A 17,538-nucleotide genomic window follows, 5' to 3' on the forward strand; every position below is an offset into this window, starting at 1 on the left:
TTTTCGGATAGATATAATTATGAATGTAAAATTGTAGATTGCACAATATTTTCAGCTTTTAGTAAATAAGAAAAACCTCCCTTCTCACTAATATATCCTTTAAGATATGGTCTCAATGTATTTGGTACAAGGCTAATATTTTGCTCAAAGCTGCCATTTGGGATATGAACAACTCCCAAAATTTTAGGCACGATCAAAGCCAGCGAGAGTTGTTGGGCTGATGTCAGAATTACTTCATAGAGTCCAATATTTTGATCTAGTGGTTGCAAACCCAATAGCATTGCTAAATCGATCGCCCAATAAACTCGGCGACGACGGCTTAATATACCTAAGATGCAAGATGGTTTATTTGGCACAGGCATAATGTGAGATGCCTTGAGCGTCAAAACTTCTTGAGTAAATTCACTTTCAAGTAAGCCAATAGTTTGCGGATCGATCACAAATTTCAGACAAGTATCAAGCCCTGACTCTTGCTGGACACTCATCTTTTCCTCTTGAATGTGATCGACACTTTGTGGAAGTGTTTGCATGGACATATGTCAACTTTAGTAAACATTAACCATGTATAGCGATCAGAGTAATCGTTTGTATTCAGCATTATGGCTGCTTGCGTCCCCATCTTTCGATCGCAGTCTGAATTTGCTCGACCTTAAATGGCTTGGCAATGAAATCATTCATCCCTGAGGCAAAGCATTTGTCGCGATCGTCCTGCGTCGCATTAGCAGTAATTGCAATAATTTGAATAGATTGGTTTGACGAAGTTAGGTTAGATAATTCAATTTGCCCACTTTCCTCCATAGCTCGAATTTGCCTAGTTGCCTCTAAGCCATCCATCTCAGGCATCTGCACATCCATGAAAATAAAATCATAGGATTGTTTTTGGATGGCTTCTAATACTTCGATTCCGTTTGTAGCAATATCAATACCATAACCCATCTTCTCAAAAAGACGATTTGCCAATTTCTGATTGACAGGATTATCTTCAGCAAGCAAAATCTTGAGGGGAATTTGTGCAGCTAATTTGGGGATGTTACTAGATAAAGCTTTGTTCTGATTACTCTCGGCTGGGCGCTCTGAAGACACATCTAATCCATGATCAACAATTTCTATGGCAGGATATCTTTTCGTTGCAACGGGATAATAGGGAATCGCAAATGAAAATGTTGTACCTTGATCCAAAATGCTCTCAACCCAAATATCACCACCCATTAAGCTGATCAGCTTTTGACAAATGGCTAATCCTAAACCAGTGCCTCCAAACTTACGGGTTATAGAAGAATCAATTTGCGAAAACGGTTTAAATAATTTATCTAATTTGTGAGGTGGAATGCCGATGCCAGTATCTTTTACAGCAAAAACAAGTTGATTGTCTTGATACTTTCTGATATCAATAGTGACTTCGCCCCCAGAAGAAAATTTAATTGCATTCCCCACCAGATTGACTAAAATTTGCTGTAAATAGTTAATATCTCCTTCAATTAGTGGAGAAACCTGCGGATCAATTGAGTAGTGGACTCTTAAGGATTTTTCCCTAGCCATGAAGTCAACTAAACTGAGCACAGTCTCAATACATTCTCTTATTTCAAAAGGCTGTAATTCCAAATCGACTTTTCCTGATTCAACCTTGGAAAAGTCCAAAATGTCATTAATCAGCATTAATAGCGCTGCACCACTAGTATTGATTGTTTCCACATATTCGCGTTGCTCTGGCTCTAGGTGAGTATCTAGCAACAGATTAGTCATACCAATCACGCCATTCATCGGGGTGCGAAGTTCATGGCTCATTGTGGCTAAAAACTCAGATTTCGTTCGGGCGATCGCTTCCGATGTCTCTTTTTGTTGTTGAAGTTCTATTCTTAAAATATTAGTCTTGATCAAGTCTTGAATGGTGAGAAAGCCAACTTTGACCACCATGTAGACAAACAAAGCGCCAAAAAAGAAGATAACTCCTGTGAGAACCAAGATGAGCCATTGGATTTTCAAATAGAACAGTATTAATACCCCAAAATAACCGAAGAGGAAGAAAACCATCAGCGATCGCAATATGTTCCAGTTCTGGCGATATTTATTGTCTTGAATCAAAGCCAAAATCTTTCGTGTTTCTTTAATCGCAAGAAACATCACAAATCCGCCAAGGACGATTAAGACAATAGTAAAAATATCGCTCATGCTCTTACAAACTTAGGCAGACACAAGTATATACTTACGACCTATCACAAACCTTAATCTAATACCAAAACACAAAATGGCGTAACCATTTCGTGTTTTTAAAACCCTTACTGGACTTGTTTTTTAATGCCCAAAAGTGTGACGACACTTTTGGGCATTGGTATAAATAGCAAATTTTAAATAGCGATCGCTATACTAGTTATACCAAAACACAAAATGGCTGCGCCATTTCGTATTTTTAAAATCCTTACTGGGTTTGGTTTTTAATTCACGAAAGTATTGCCACACTTTTGTGAATTGGTATTATCTAGACTGAGTTAATGTTTGCACTAAATATTTAGCTAACGCACAGAGAACACATATGAATCTGAATCGCCGTAAGTTACTTTCTTGGTTTGGTTTAGGCTGGTTGGCTAGCCTTCTGCCTTCGTCGTTAATTGGATGTAGTGAAGCTGCTCCTCCTACTGCGTCAGTACCTACATCAGCACCTGAAAGTGTAGCTGCTGCACCTAGTGGTAATTTCAAAGCGATCGGTACAGTTGCTCAACTGGACAAAGACAAGGTTTTGGTTTCCTCAGACAAAAAAATTGCTGTGGTACGCAATCCTAATGATGCAACAAAGGTCTTGGCTGTTAATGCTTCATGCACTCATAAAGGCTGCACAGTAGTGTGGAAGTCGGCAAGCACAGAATTTGTATGTCCTTGTCATGATGCTAAGTTTGCCGCTGACGGTGCTGTACGCCAAGGGCCAGCTGATAAACCCTTACAACGCTTTACTGCCAAAATTGAGAATGGACAAGTACTGGTTAGTGCATAACTAGTTAAAAGTTCTGCTTTACGAGACTTTTAACTAGTTTTTGTTTTTTGTCTTGTGTCAAAGCGCCGTAATAGAGCTATAGAAAATAAAATCCAAAGTTGTTGCGAATTCGGTTACAACTTTGGGTTTTTTGATTTCTCTCAGTATTATTCAGTGAGTGGTAGCGCTCCGCGCTGCTACTCGTTTCTTGGCGTTTTACGGCAACGGCATAAATGATTTGGGATTGCTATATATTGGTAGATATTGCGATCGCAAAATAACAGCATAACTATAAGGATAACTATGTCAGGACATATCCTGCTTGTGGATGATGAACCAGGTCTGAGAGAGGCGGTGCAAGCCTATCTCGAAGATAGTGGCTTTGCAGTGCAAGTTGCTAACAATGCGCGAGACGCATGGCAACTACTAGAGCAAACCACACCAGATCTCGTGATTTCGGACATCATGATGCCGCAGGTGAGTGGGTATGAATTTCTAAAGCAAATGCGTGAAGATGTGCGCTTTTTAAATTTGCCTGTGGTGTTTTTGACAGCCAAGGGCATGACCAAGGATCGCATCGAGGGCTATAACGCAGGTTGTGATGCCTATTTGTCTAAACCTTTTGATCCTGATGAACTAGTAGCGATCGCGGAAAATTTGATCGCCCGTCGAGCGATCCAAGCAGTTACAGCTAATAGTAATACTTCAGAAATAACAGATCTGGCAGGTCAGCTTGCAGAAATCAAGGAATTGCTGAAAGAGAAGGCAGCGATCAAGGTTAAGGTGACCCCACCACCGATCAAGATTGAGTTTACACCTCGTGAACAGAGTGTTTTAGAGCTTGTAGTTGAAGGCTTGATGAATAAAGAAATCGCTAAGCGCCTTGGTACAACTATTCGGAATGTTGAGAAATATGTCAGTCGTTTATTTAGTAAAACTGGTACTAGCAGCCGTACCGAGTTGGTTCGCTATGCGTTACAACATGGCTTGATTGAGGCTTATTCATAAAAAAGCGAGGAAATAAAGATGATTACTGAAACAACTCAGGCGCAGATTAATGCAGATTTAAACGTATTACTGGATCGTGTTGTCAATGATAGAGAGATTATCTATGTCAAAAGTCAAAGTGGAGAAAATGTTGCTTTGATTGCTGCTGACGAATTACAAAGTTTATTAGAAACTATGCATCTTCTGCGATCGCCCAAAAATGCAGAACGTCTTTTAAATGCTATTAATCGTGCTAGAACCAGTTCTCATTTTCCTCAGTCACCTGATGATTTACGCAAGGAGCTAGGACTTGCCAAAGAATAATTCGCCTTTACCGAGAGAGGCTATTTTCGATCAGGATTTCCGTGTAGATTTAACGCATTGGATATCTGTTGATCGCAAGGTTGCTTTGAGAATAATGGATCTGGTTGATGTAGTCATGCGAGATCCATTTAGTGGGATTGGTAAGCCAGAGCCTTTGAAGTATCTCGGTTCGGGTATATGGTCTCGCCGTATTAATCAAGAACATCGCTTGGTGTATTTAGTTGAGACTAACTATATTAAATTTTTGCAATGTCGATATCACTATTAGCAAGCGCTTTGCGCTCCAATCCTAACCAACACATTTTTTAAAAGTGCTGTAAATAAACACTTTTAAAAAATGTGTTGATTCATTCGATTAAAAATTGTTGTATGTCCAGTGAGTTATCCACTAACATTTTTCTAGAAATTTCTAACCTAAAATACATTGCTCTTAATATTGAACTTAGGGATGAAAAGTACTAGATACTGTTCATCCCTGAGCTTATAAATTTTTTATATGCAATGGTTTAAATTTAACTGGCTGAGTATTAAGTCGAAACTGATTGTAATGCTGCTAACCGTGAGCAGTAGCTCGATCCTCGTGACTGCATATCTGGGTTATCAAAGCGGGAAGTCCAATTTGACCGATCGCGTATTTAATCAGTTAACCAGTGTGCGGGCTTCTAAGGCTTATCAAATCGAATCCTATTTCAAAACAATTCGCAATCATATTCAAACGCTGAGTAATGATCCTTCAGTGGGAATAGCGATCGCCGAATTTACGAATGCATACCGACAGCTTGAAACTGTGCCATTACCAGTCGATGCATCGTCAAAACTTACTGCATATTATCAAAACGAATTTCTGCCCAAGTTAGCGCAAACAGAGCAAGGTTCTCCTGTTCTGAATTCATTTTTACCTGAAGCGATCGCGAGTAATTATCTGCAATATCATTACATCGCCAATAATTCTAATCCTATTGGCAAAAAGCATCTCTTAGACAAAGCCAATGATAGTAGTGAATATAGTCGCCTCCACGGTCGTTATCATCCGATCTTTCGGAATATTATTGAGAAATTTGGTTACTATGATTTGTTCCTAATTGATCCTGATGGCAGAATAGTTTATACAGTTTACAAAGAGACAGATTTTGCTTCTAGTCTCACTGTTGGTGCTTACAACGAAAGCAATCTTGCCCGTCTATTTGCCTCAGTACGCCGTTCTAAAGAAAAAGACTATGCGCGGATTATCGATCTGGAGTCTTACGCTCCTTCCTATGGTGCTCCAGCCGCTTTTATTGCCGCTCCTATTTATAATCAAGATAAATTTATCGGCGTTCTCGCGATTCAAGTACCTGTTGATGAGATTAATAATGTGATGACAGGTAATCGCAAATGGGAAGCTGATGGCTTAGGCAAAAGTGGTGAAACCTATCTAGTTGGGCCAGATTACTTAATGCGATCGGTTTCGCGATTTTTGATTGAAACACCTGAAGAATACTTAAAAACTCTAGTTGCTTTAGGGGTAAATAACGAAACAATTAATCGGATTCGCCAATACAAGACCTCGGTTTTGGCTCAAGCTGTCAAGACTACTGCTGTTGAGGAAGCGATGATGGGTAAGCAAGATATTAAAATTATCCGTGATTATCGTGATATTCCTGTCCTGAGTTCTTACTCGCTGTTACAAATAGAAGGATTAAAATGGGCAATTCTCTCAGAAATAGATTTAGCAGAAGCCTATGCTCCGATTTATGATTTTGAAAGACAGTTAGTAATTTCGGCAACTTTGCTAATGTTGTTAGTAATTTTATTGGCAATGGTGATGGCTTCTTTATTTGTGAAGCCGATTAATCAATTAATTACCAGCGCTCGTAAAGTGGCTGCGGGGCAATTGGATGCGATCGCAGTTTTAGAAACTGAAGATGAATTTGGAGAACTCGCGCAATCTTTTAATTTAATGGTGTCGAGTTTGCACGATCAGACCGAATTAGTCGAAGAAAAAAATCGCGAAAATGAGCAATTGTTGCTAAGCATCTTTCCTGCGGCGATCGCTAAACGTCTAAAACAAGGTGAAAAGAATATTGCCGAAAGTGCTTCTAATGTGACGGTGCTATTTTCTGATTTGACGGGCTTCTCGAAGTTGTCAGATTCTCTTACAGCTTACGAAATTGTCAGCATTCTCAACGATCTAGTCACTAGTTTTGATGAAACCGCCGATCGCTTTGGCATGGAAAAAATCAAAACCATTGGTGACAGCTATATGGCAGTCTGTGGTCTGTCGGTTCCCTATCTCGACCATGATAAACGAGCGATTGATTTTGCGCTAGAAATGCAAGCGATCGTGCGGAGGTTTAGCCAAGAGCGTGGATTCAAATTGAATATCAGCTTAGGGATTAACTCAGGCGATATCGTTGCAGGCATCGTTGGCAGAAATAAATTTATCTATGATGTTTGGGGCGACACGATTAATATTGCTAGCGCTTTAAAGTCCGCCTGTCCTGAAGGTGCAATTTTAGTTTCTCGAGATATTTACAATCGTCTATGTGACCTCTACGAGTTTGCGCCACTAGCCACCAAAATCGAGGATGGGGAAGTTATTTTGGAAGCGTGGCATCTCAAAAGCACGATCAAAATTAAACCAAGTTAAAAACATGACAAATCCATGTTCTTAACTTCAATTGGAAATCTCAACATGTTGCAACCTAGTACCAATCATTTATTTATTTCGGCGATCGCTTTAATTGTCGGATTGGCTCTGTCAGTAATTATTCTGGGCGAAGTCATCTATCGCCTACAACACCGCCGCCGCCCCCTTGCAGCCACATTACAAGTAGTGCGAAACTTGGTACTACCAATGCTCGCGTTCATGCTGTTTATTCAGTATGTGTTGCAACGTCCTGCTGATGATGACATTGTTAAAAGTGTCCAAACTCTATTTTGGATTTGTGTACTGCACGCGGCTTTATCGTTACTGAATGCGATCATTTTTGAGCAAGCAAAAGCTGATACTTGGCGGGCGCGAGTTCCTAAACTCTTAATTGATTTATTTCGATTGTTTTTAGTACTTTTGGGAGTAGCGATCGTCCTTGCGAAGGTCTGGAATGCTGATCTCGCAGGATTAGTCACAGCCTTAGGCGTTAGCTCGATTGTGATTGGTTTAGCACTTCAAGATACTCTCGGCAGTGTCATGTCAGGTATTGCATTGATATTTGAGCGGCCATTTTCTGTTGGTGATTGGCTGGAAGTCGATGATTTGACGGGACAGGTGATAGATATCAATTGGCGAGCCGTGCGGTTGCAAACCTTCGAGCGCGAAATGGTGATTATTCCCCACAAGCTGATTGGCAATGCGATTATTCGCAACTTTAGCCGTCCAATCCCTATTCATGCAGAACGAATTCGTCATGGGTTTTCCTATAATGATCCGCCCAATTTAGCAAAACATGTCCTATTGACTACGGCTCTGGAGACAGAAGGCATTTTAAAAGACCCAGAGCCAGAGATTTTTACCATTTCCTACGATGACTTTGCGATTACCTACGAAGTAAAATTTTTTATCGATGACTATAGCAATATTGAAAGTATTCGCGATCGCTTTATGAGTCGGATCTGGTATGCCGCCCAACGTAACAACCTGACAATTCCTTTTCCCATTCGGACTCTTTATCATTTCAATGGGCCAACCTTACAGGCTAAGGGAACTACCAAAAAATTTACTGAAAGCCTGCAATCTGTACCTGCCTTTGTACCATTACAAAACCCTGATTCTGTTGCCGATGGTATTGATTTACAACATTTTGGCGCGGGTGAGAAAGTAATCTGGCAAGGAGTCAACAATAATGCGCTGTATATTGTGATCGCTGGTACGGCGATCATGTCCGTCAGCGATCGCGAGCATATCGAACATGAGCTATTAACAATCAAGACTGGCGAGTTTTTTGGTGAGATGACGCTTTTTTCTGGTGAGCTTAGTCCGATATCAGTAACTGCGATCGAGGATTTAGAAGTGATGATGCTGTCTGCTAATGCTGTTAATCAAATGATCGATCGCCAGCCTAGTTTTGCCCGTGAAATAAGCCAGATCTTAGAAACTCGCCGTCGTGTGGTAAATACAATTCAAAAATCGTGAACCCAAGAATTTATTGGCGGTGCAAAGCACCGCCAATAAATTCTTGGATTTTGACTTGACTACTAGCTTCCAAGCCAAGAATAAATGGTGCAGGGCTTTGCCCTGCACCATTTATTCTTGGCATACCTCTTTGTATAGGCAAAGTAAAGCTTCTAAGCATACCTTTAGCTAGATTCACACTTTGAAACACTTTGTTATATTTCTTTACATAAGGAATTCACACATAGGACAAAGCAATGAGCAACAGTTATAGAGTCGATGAGCGCGGTGTTCTCAACAATTTCGCAGTTGAGCCTAAGATGTATGTTGAAGAAACCCAAAAAGCTGGTTTTACACCTTACGCAGAATTGTTGAATGGAAGATTGGCGATGATTGGTTTTGTATCTTTGCTAATCCTTGAGTTTTCTACGGGGCATGGGTTGGTTTGGTGGCTTGCTAACGTATAAGCAATGACCGTTCCTAATCAAAATGTTTGAGATAAAGTAAAAACGATTATTCGACCCTACCTTTTGGTAGGGTTTTTTATTGCAAAAACCAAAAGAGAGTTGCGGCGCAAAGCGCCGCAATTCTCTTTTGGTTTTGAATTTATTACGAGAGAGTTTAGCCACACTTTCGGGAATTGGGATAAGTAGCTAAGCAAAGTTAAATTAAAAACCCGAACATCTGTACCGCCCGCTACGCGGACGGTACAGATGTTCGGGTTTTTAATTATGCTAATTTACTTAATAACCGATCGCAGATTTGCTGTAAGGTTCTCGCTTCATCATCTGAGATGTGGCTAGCAAAATACTCGGAAATCCCCTCTGCATAAACTATCCACATTTTTTGTTGCATTGCTAGACCTGATTCTGTTAAGACAGCATAAGTTCCCCGTCGATCATTGGGACAGGACTTGCGATAGAGAAAGCCTGCATTTTCAAGGCGATCAACAAGGCGGGTTAGATTGCTGCGACTTAATAGAACTTTTTCAGCTAACTCACTCAATCGCAAGGAGTAATCAGGAGCTTCTTTTAGTGTGAGCATTACGTCATACCATTCCAACGGCGGCAGCTCGGCTTGAGTGATTTTTTCGGCAATGCGATCAAGCAACTTGCTATGGACGGTCAAAAGCGATCGCCAAGCTAAATTTCGTAAAGGATCTAAGGCTAAATTAGTTGACATGTTAACAGTATGAGAAAAAATCGTTGCAATTGCAATTAAATATGCTAAATTAATATTAGTTGCAATTGCAATTAATGCAAATGCAACTATATTCAAATATTAATAACACTCTTGTCATGTTGCCTAAACTCAAACTGATTAGCCATATTCTTTGTCCCTATGTACAGCGATCGCTAATCACCGTCATCGAAAAGCAAATACCTTGCGATCGCGAATATATTGACCTTGGCAATAAACCAGACTGGTTTCTTAAAATTTCGCCACTCGGCAAAGTTCCTCTTCTACTCGTTGATGGCGAAGTCCTATTTGAATCTGCTGTAATTTGTGAATATCTTGATGAAATCACCCCAAATTCTCTACATCCACTAGATCCTTTAACAAAAGCTAAACATCGCTCTTGGATTGAGTTTGGATCAAATCTACTTGCAAAAATTGCGGGATTCTATGCGGCTAAAGACCAAGAGACTTTTGAAACAAAACGTTTGGATCTAATCGCAAATCTAGAAATCCTCGAAGCTCAATTAGATGCATCTCCATTTTTTGCTGGTGAAAAGTTTTCACTGATCGATGCAGTCTATGCGCCCATCTTCCGATACTTTGTCACCTTTGATCGCTATCAAAATTTTGGCTTTAGCGATCGGACTCCCAAGATTAATGCTTGGCGCAAAGCCTTGTTGGAAAGACCATCTGTACAACAAGCAGTTTCTGAAAACTATTACGATTTATTAGATGAGTTTCTCAAAAAGAGAAATAGTTTTTTAAGCGAGTTGATGAATTAGTAAGGTGGGCAATACCCACCCTACTAAATTCTTGTTCCCTCCCTTTTGCAAGGGGAGGGCTAGGGTGGGGTAAGTATTATCTAATGTATGTTTCTAAGGAAGGTTGAAACTCTTCCCAACGGCGGCTGACTTGCTCGTAACAGTCGGGTGGAAAGATTTTTAGATTTTGGAATAGATTTATTTCGAGATGCTGTTCCATTTTCATGAGCAGAACAAGTTCTTGGGCTGGGGCGTAGTTACCAACTGCATGTACAAGAACTGTGATCAATTCTTGATCGAGAGAAAAAGCTTGAATTGAAGTGATTAATTCTTGTTCAGCAATAAATTGGGATTTAAATGGAGTAACTTCTAAGCCTGTGTTACTGGGAGCGATCGCACTGCGATCAATATCACAAACTACGACTCCTCGACCATTCTGCAAAAAGCCTTGCCATGCCGAATAGCCGATCATCATTAGGTTTGCGTGAATAAAGCTTTTTTGCCAATAGCCAAAATTGCCTTGCCAGTCGCTATCTTTTAACTTCATCTATTACCTCGTAGATGTAGATTTATGGATTTGAAATGAGCTTCGGCGGGCGTTCTGACTCTTTCTGCTGATCAACAGAAAATCACAGTTGCGGGACAGCGTTGGATTTGCACCAATCTTTCCCCATTACTTTTAGTGACTGCTCCTCACTAAAACCGAAAGCTGAAGTAAAAGTATAACATTAGGACTTACATAGCCCTGCACTCAAGTGCGGGCTAAAAGCTCAAACCCGTTGAAACGGGTTAATTTAAACTATTCTGTAGTCCACTTCAGTGGACTTGAGCTTTGAGCCAAGAACTTGAGTTCTTGGTTTATTTGCGTAAGTCCTAACATCTATGGGGATTGGCGATTTTTCATAGGCTGGTTTAGACAAAAACACAAAATGGCTTTGTCATTTGGTACTTTTAAAACCCTTACTGGGTTTGGTTTTTAATTCGCAAAAGTGTTAGCACGCTTTCGTGAATTGGTATTGCATCCGCTATATTAGGATAGGCGGCATTTGATATGGCTCATCCTCATCCTAAAATCCGACTATGGATCTTGAACTTTCGCGATTTTATAAGGCTTGCAACCCGACGCATCCTCTTGATTCTAGTAATGAAGAGGATCGCAGCTATTATGTTGATCTCTCAACGGTGCGGGGTGAAAAGTTAATTGAAAGTTTATCTCGTAAGATTGTGAGGATTTCACCCGATGAGTCAACCTGTCAGTTATTTACAGGACATATCGGCTGCGGCAAATCGACAGAGCTTTTGCGGCTGAAGCATGAACTGACCGAGAAAAAGTTTCATGTCGCTTATTTTGAATGCGATCGCCAGTTAGAACTGAGTGATGTCGATGCGAGCGATATTTTGTTAGCGATCGCAGGACAACTCAGTAATGGGTTGGAAAAGGAAGGGATCAATATCATCCCAGAATATTTCAAGAAATTGTTTGGCGAACTGAAGGATATTTTGCAAACCAAGCTCGATCTGAGTGCAAACTTTAAGCTGTCAGTGGGGATTGCCGAGATTACGGCTCAAGCCAAGAATAGCCCGTCATTGCGTCGGCAAATGCGCGAAAGATTGGAATCACGCACCAATAGCATTATTACTTCCATTAATAAGGAGTTACTGGCTCCTGCAAAGGAAAGACTGCAAGCTGCTGGCAAGAAAGGCTTAGTAGTGATTGTGGATAATCTCGATCGCATTGAAAACCGCATCGATCTTAAAGAACAGTCAAGGGCGGGATATTTATTTGTCGAACGGGGCGATCAGTTGCGGGGTTTGGATTGCCATGTAGTTTATACGGTTCCATTGTTGCTAACTTTTTCTAATGATGCTGCGATCGTGACGAGTCGATTTGGAACCGATATTAAGACTTTGCCAATGGTTCCTGCAAGATTAAAGGACGGCAGTGAGTGTGAGGCAGGAATGGCGCTACTCAGACAAATTGTGATGGCGAGGGCATTCCCAAAGGTTAATTCCGTCCAACGAATTAATAGTGAATTTGTGAACAAAGTATTTGATTCACCTCAAACTCTCGATCGCTTATGTCAAGCTAGTGGTGGTCATGTTCGTAATTTATTTCGACTGCTATATGGTTGCCTAGAGCAGGACGATCCACCGATTACGTCTAAGTTGGTCGAGAGTATCATCGCTAAGGAGCGGAATAATAAAATCAAAACAATTACTGAAGATGAATGGGAACTAATTGCGAAAGTAAAACAGGATAAGAAGGTAAGAGGTGAGTCAGAGTATCAGACGCTGATCAAGAGCCAGTTTGTGTTTGAGTATGAATATCAAGGTGATAGTTGGTTTGATGTAAATCCAATTTTGGATGATTAGAGGAAAGTTCGATGAGCGATCGCACCGAAATAATTGCAGATAATAATCGCGATGCATTACGTCGATTGACGAGAATTGTGACGCGATCGCAGGGATTTTCATTGTCGATCGCTTTGTGTAACTATCGCGTATTGCAGGAGCGCGTATTGCAGGACTTGCGATCGCAATTAGCAGAAAACAACTTACCAGAAACTGCGATCGCCATACTTGAACTGAAACCTGATGCTAAGACTTTACTTGCACCGATTCAGGTATTGATGGGAGAGGTGAATCAATTGCCAGCCGAGCAGAAGCCCAAGGTATTAATGGTTTTGGGATTGGATGCGGTTACGGAAATCGAAGTGGTTTTGAAATCGGCGAATCGAGTACGCGAGGAATTTGCTAATTGTTTAGAATTTCCGATGCTACTGTGGCTGAACGATCGCACTCAGGATATTTTGACCCGAGAGGCGAGCGATCTGGCGAACTGGACGACAGCAGGGGCGATCGAGTTTCAGCTTGAGACAGACGAACTAAAGATACTGCTCCAAGAGTCAACGGAGGAGATGTTTGAGCTTTTTCTGAATCTTAGCAATCGTAAATCGCTACAAACTGCGATCGCAAGTGGTTTACAACAGTTTGAACTAAGAACTGCGGTGACAGAATTAGAAACAGAAAGTATTATCGATCTAGAACTGATGGCAAATCTCGATTTTGCTTTTGGTTGTATTGCTTTTACGGAATCGCAAATAAATCAGGCAAAGGAACTGTTTCAAAAGAGTTTAGGATTTTGGAAAGGTGGAAATCAGCTTAAACAAGCAATTTGCCTATTGCAGTTAGGGATGTGCGATCGCGCGATCGCTTTTCGTAGTCGCTTCAATAAAGAGCCATTTTATCGGACATCGCAGCAATATTTTACGCAAAGTATCACCATTTTTCGACAAATAGAACGCTGGGATCTCGTTGCCGAATATATTAATTTTTTGACAGTAACGGTAGAAGAGCTAGCAAGTTTAGAATTCTCTACCCTATCGCATCACAATCAAGTAAATGATAACTTGTGGGAGGAACTAGAATCCCTTGCTAATGAGGCATTAGTACTACATCAGACTTATCCCAATCAATTACGAGAGGCTAGCGATCGCGGTATTCTTGCCGCAGTCAGACTAGTTAATGCTGACTATGCATCTGCAAAACAGTTTGCCGAGTCAGCACTGGCTCTCTATCAGGATGCGGAATCTCTCAAACTCCCAAATCTACCATTTTCAGAACGCTATATCTATGGAAAATATGAGCTTTGGCTAGCCAAAGCCTTAGCAGGAATGGATGACAGACAAGGTGCGATCGCTAGATTAGAAGGGGTACGCGATCGCTGGCGACATCAGTATGACGCTAGGGTATATGTGGCAGTCTTGGAGGAATTGCGATCGCTCTATACATCGGCAGGACTATATCTCGAAGCCTTTGAAACGAAGCAACATCAGCGATCGGTGGAGCAGCAATATGGGCTACGTGCCTTTATTGGGGCAGGAACGCTAAATCCTAAAAGGGAAGCCAGTAATCCTGATATGTATGCTTCTGTATCGTTTAAGAATGATGGCATTGCTCAAGAGATTGAGGCTTCAGGTCGAATGCCAGATGTGCAGAACTTAGCCGATCGCATTGGTCAGGCGAGATTTCCCTTGACGGTGATTCATGGTGATTCAGGGGCGGGGAAAAGTTCGATCCTTAGTGGTGGCTTGGTTCCTGCGTTACGCACAAAGGGAACAATTGATGGGAGGAAGGTTTTAGTTTTTGCAATCAAAAATTATAAAGATTGGAGTGCGGAAGTCAAACGCAAGTTACAAAAGTATTTTGGCGATCGCCGTCCCGATCTCGATCCGATTCAGCATTTCAAGCACAATATTGATGAGAATTATTTGACAGTTTTAATATTCGATCAGTTTGAGGATTTCTTTTTTAAGAAGGAAGATTTTCGCGATCGCCTGCCGTTTTATAAGTTCCTCAAGGCTTGCTTGCATACGGATTTTGTGCGGGTGGTGTTGTCGCTGCGGGAGGACTATCTGCATTATTTGTTGGAATGCGATCGGGCTGTGGATTTGGAAAAAGTGGAGAATGATATTCTCGGTAAGCAGGTGCGGTACTATTTGGGGGATTTTACGCAGGTTCAGGCGCGGCAGGTGATCGAGACTTTGACTAGGCGATCGCAGTTACGTTTAGAGCCTGAGTTGATCGATCGTCTTGTGACGGATTTGAGTGGTGAGCAGTTGCGGATTTTGCCAATTGAGTTGCAGGTGGTGGGGGCGCAGTTGGAGTCGGAGAATCCGCCTATTTCTACTCTTCAGCAATATCTGGCTCTGACGGGTAATGCTGCTGAGAATAAGGGACGTAAGCCGAGTGAGGTTTTGGTGGAGCGGTGGTTGGAGAATGTGGTGCGGGACTGTGGGGTGGCGAATCAGGTTTTGGCGGAGAGGGTGTTGCATGCGTTGACGGGGAATGAGGAGAAGCGTCCACAAAAGACGCAAGCGGAACTTGCGAGTGAGTTGTTGGGGGTGGATTCTAGTGAGAGTTTAGAGGTTAGATCCCCCCTACCCCCCTTGCAAAGGGGGGCTTTGGATTCTTTAGGCAGTGTAGATAACTCAGTCCCCCTTTTTAAGGGGGATGCCGAAGGCAGGGGGATCGAGCCTCTCAACGAAGCAGAAAATCTCTCGCTGGTACTAGCGGTTCTCGTTGGCTCTGGGCTTGCTTTTCGGGTGAGTAGTTCGCCTGATGACCGTTTTCAATTAATTCATGATTATTTGGTGAGCTTTATTCGCAAGAAGTATGAATTTGGGGTAGAAAAAGAGCTAAGACTAACAAGGGCACAGTTGCAGATAGCGCTTGCAGAAAAGGATCAGGAACTGAAACGGGCGGAAATTGCGGAAATAGAAGCGATGAGCATCTCCTGCGAGGCTTACTGGCTGGCGCATAAAGAGTTAGAAGCGATGATTGCAGGTGTGAGAGCCGTGAAGCGGATCTTCGAGCTTGATATTCATAAAATCGTTCCTAATTACACTCAAGGCAGAACCTTCGGGCGGCTTTGGGACGTTGTTTATAATATCCATGAATCTAACCGCTTAGAAAGGCATAGCAACGTGGTTAGGAGCGTTGCCTTCTCACCAAATGGCAAAACTATTGCTTCTGGCAGTTTTGACAACACGATCAAATTATGGAATCTGGAAGGTAAGGAACTGCTTACCATCACAGGGCATAGCGGTTGGGTTATGAGTGTTGCCTTTTCGACCGATGGCAAAATCATTGCTTCTGGCAGTTGTGACAACACGATCAAATTATGGAATCTGGAAGGTAAAGAACTGCGGACTCTATCGGGACACATCAATAGCGTTTTTAGTATTGCTTTCTCACCTGATGGCAGAACCATTGCTTCTGGCAGTTGTGACAACACGATCAAATTATGGAATCTGGAAGGTAAAGAACTGCGTACCCTCACGGGGCATAGCGGTTGGGTTATGAGTGTTGCCTTTTCGACCGATGGCAAAACCATTGCTTCTGGTAGTCGTGACAACACGATCAAATTATGGAATCTGGAAGGTAAAAAACTGCGGACGCTATCAGGTCATAGCAATGGGGTTATGAGCGTTGCTTTTTCGACCGATGGCAAAACTATTGCTTCTAGCAGTTATGACAACACGATCAAATTATGGAATCTGGAAGGAAAAAGAATGAAAACACTATCAGGTCATAGCAATGGAGTTGTGAGTGTTGTCTTTTCGACCGATGGCAAAACCATTGCTTCTGGCAGTTATGATAACACAATCAAATTATGGAATCTGGAAGGTAAAGAACTGCGGACTCTATCAGGGCATAGCAATTGGGTTTGGAGCGTTGCCTTTTCGACCGATGGCAAAACCATTGCTTCTGGCAGTCGTGACAACACAATCAAATTATGGAATCTGGAAGGTAAAGAACTGCGGACTCTATCGGGTCATAGCAATTGGGTTTGGAGCGTTGCCTTTTCGACCGATGGCAAAACCATTGCTTCTGCAAGTAATGACAAGACGATCAAATTATGGAATCTGGAAGGTAAAGAACTGCGGACTCTATCGGGTCATAGCAAAGAGGTTACGAGCATTTCCTTCTCACCTGATGGCAAAACCATTGCTTCTGGAAGTCATGACAACACGATCAAATTATGGAATCTGGAAGGTAAAGAACTGCGAACTCTATCGGAGCATAGCGATGGGGTTTTGAGCGTTTCCTACTTTCCTGATGGCAAAATCATTGTTTCTAGCAGTAATGACAACACGATCAAATTATGGAATCTGGAGGGGAGAGAACTGCGGACTCTATCGGGGCATAGCAATGGGATTTTGAGCATTGCCTCTGCACCTGATGGCAAAACTATTGCTTCTGGCGGTCGTAACAAGACGATCAAATTATGGAATCTGGAAGGTAAAGAACTGCGGACTCTATCTGGGCATAGCGATGGGGTTGCGAGTGTTGCCTTCTCACCTGATGGCAAAACCATTGCTTCTGGAAGTTTTGACAACACGATCAAATTATGGAATCTGGAAGGTAAAGAACTGCGGACTCTATCTGGGCATAGTGATAGGATTTTGAGCGTTGCCTTCTCACCCGATGGCAAAACCATTGCTTCTGGAAGTGGGGACAACACGATCAAGTTATGGGATGTCGATCCAGAGTTAGCGATTTCTGAAGCCTGCGATTGGCTACGTCCTTACCTTACCAATAACCCTAATGTTTCTGAAAGCGACAGACAACTTTTGGAAAGTCCCTTAGGGGCGTAGCATTTGCACCACAATCTTGAACACCAACAGATAACTCCAATCCGCAAATGCTACGCCCTCTCCGCTTTCACC

The 17,538-nt window shown here is 41.9% G+C and carries 14 protein-coding genes and 1 riboswitch; of the genes, 10 read left to right on the plus strand and 4 right to left on the minus strand.

Annotation, left to right across the window (positions count from 1 at the left end; all coding sequences use genetic code 11):
* Nucleotides 1-17 precede the first annotated feature (17 nt).
* Both CQ839_RS04330 and CQ839_RS04335 read right to left on the minus strand, forming a co-directional pair.
* Nucleotides 18-536 (minus strand): chemotaxis protein CheW, encoded by a 519-nt coding sequence (locus tag CQ839_RS04330; RefSeq protein WP_103667052.1) that lies wholly within the window; start codon nt 534-536, stop codon nt 18-20.
* Nucleotides 537-597: 61 nt separating this feature from the next.
* Nucleotides 598-2,169 (minus strand): ATP-binding protein, encoded by a 1,572-nt coding sequence (locus CQ839_RS04335; protein WP_103667053.1) that lies wholly within the window; start codon nt 2,167-2,169, stop codon nt 598-600.
* A gap of 361 nt (nt 2,170-2,530) precedes the next feature.
* Between CQ839_RS04335 and CQ839_RS04340 the strand changes: the two genes are divergently transcribed.
* The 7 genes from CQ839_RS04340 to CQ839_RS04370 all read left to right on the plus strand — a co-directional run bounded on the left by CQ839_RS04340 (nt 2,531) and on the right by CQ839_RS04370 (nt 8,833).
* Nucleotides 2,531-2,986: a ubiquinol-cytochrome c reductase iron-sulfur subunit gene (locus CQ839_RS04340; protein ID WP_219817714.1), complete on the plus strand. Its 456-nt coding sequence runs from the start codon at nt 2,531-2,533 to the stop codon at nt 2,984-2,986.
* A 282-nt stretch (nt 2,987-3,268) separates the two neighbouring features.
* The gene (locus tag CQ839_RS04345; protein ID WP_103667054.1) at nt 3,269-3,973 is read left to right on the plus strand and encodes a response regulator transcription factor; all 705 of its coding nucleotides are present in this window, start codon (nt 3,269-3,271) and stop codon (nt 3,971-3,973) included.
* 18 nt (nt 3,974-3,991) lie between these two features.
* Nucleotides 3,992-4,276, plus strand: a complete 285-nt coding sequence (locus CQ839_RS04350; RefSeq protein WP_103667055.1) for a type II toxin-antitoxin system Phd/YefM family antitoxin — start codon at nt 3,992-3,994, stop codon at nt 4,274-4,276.
* The gene (locus CQ839_RS04355; protein ID WP_103667056.1) at nt 4,263-4,544 is read left to right on the plus strand and encodes a Txe/YoeB family addiction module toxin; all 282 of its coding nucleotides are present in this window, start codon (nt 4,263-4,265) and stop codon (nt 4,542-4,544) included. Before CQ839_RS04350 ends, CQ839_RS04355 begins: the two co-directional genes overlap by 14 nt.
* A gap of 228 nt (nt 4,545-4,772) precedes the next feature.
* Nucleotides 4,773-6,905 (plus strand): adenylate/guanylate cyclase domain-containing protein, encoded by a 2,133-nt coding sequence (locus CQ839_RS04360; protein WP_103667057.1) that lies wholly within the window; start codon nt 4,773-4,775, stop codon nt 6,903-6,905.
* 45 nt (nt 6,906-6,950) lie between these two features.
* Entirely contained in the window at nt 6,951-8,387 is a 1,437-nt protein-coding gene (locus tag CQ839_RS04365) for a mechanosensitive ion channel family protein (protein WP_103667058.1), read from the plus strand.
* Nucleotides 8,388-8,623: 236 nt separating this feature from the next.
* Nucleotides 8,624-8,833, plus strand: a complete 210-nt coding sequence (locus tag CQ839_RS04370; protein ID WP_103667059.1) for a chlorophyll a/b-binding protein — start codon at nt 8,624-8,626, stop codon at nt 8,831-8,833.
* A 262-nt stretch (nt 8,834-9,095) separates the two neighbouring features.
* Here the strand turns inward: CQ839_RS04370 and CQ839_RS04375 are convergent, their stop codons facing one another.
* On the minus strand, nt 9,096-9,548 hold the full coding sequence (locus CQ839_RS04375; RefSeq protein ID WP_103667177.1) for a MarR family winged helix-turn-helix transcriptional regulator: 453 nt from the start codon (nt 9,546-9,548) through the stop codon (nt 9,096-9,098).
* 80 nt (nt 9,549-9,628) lie between these two features.
* Here CQ839_RS04375 and CQ839_RS04380 point away from each other — a divergent pair, with 80 nt between their 5' ends.
* Entirely contained in the window at nt 9,629-10,327 is a 699-nt protein-coding gene (locus tag CQ839_RS04380; RefSeq protein WP_219817715.1) for a glutathione S-transferase family protein, read from the plus strand.
* Nucleotides 10,328-10,403: 76 nt separating this feature from the next.
* Here the strand turns inward: CQ839_RS04380 and CQ839_RS04385 are convergent, their stop codons facing one another.
* Nucleotides 10,404-10,853 carry a hypothetical protein gene (locus CQ839_RS04385; protein ID WP_103667060.1) on the minus strand — a complete coding sequence of 150 codons (450 nt, stop codon included), beginning with the start codon at nt 10,851-10,853 and terminating at the stop codon, nt 10,404-10,406.
* Between the two features lie 26 nt (nt 10,854-10,879).
* A riboswitch (cobalamin riboswitch) is annotated at nt 10,880-11,028 on the minus strand.
* Nucleotides 11,029-11,386: 358 nt separating this feature from the next.
* Between CQ839_RS04385 and CQ839_RS04390 the strand changes: the two genes are divergently transcribed.
* Both CQ839_RS04390 and CQ839_RS25620 read left to right on the plus strand, forming a co-directional pair.
* Nucleotides 11,387-12,679 (plus strand): P-loop NTPase fold protein, encoded by a 1,293-nt coding sequence (locus tag CQ839_RS04390; RefSeq protein ID WP_103667061.1) that lies wholly within the window; start codon nt 11,387-11,389, stop codon nt 12,677-12,679.
* A gap of 11 nt (nt 12,680-12,690) precedes the next feature.
* Nucleotides 12,691-17,466, plus strand: a complete 4,776-nt coding sequence (locus CQ839_RS25620; RefSeq protein ID WP_103667062.1) for a WD40 repeat domain-containing protein — start codon at nt 12,691-12,693, stop codon at nt 17,464-17,466.
* The last annotated feature ends 72 nt before the right edge of the window (nt 17,467-17,538 follow it).

Origin of the sequence: Pseudanabaena sp. BC1403 (assembly GCF_002914585.1) — a bacterium.
GTDB lineage: Bacteria > Cyanobacteriota > Cyanobacteriia > Pseudanabaenales > Pseudanabaenaceae > Pseudanabaena.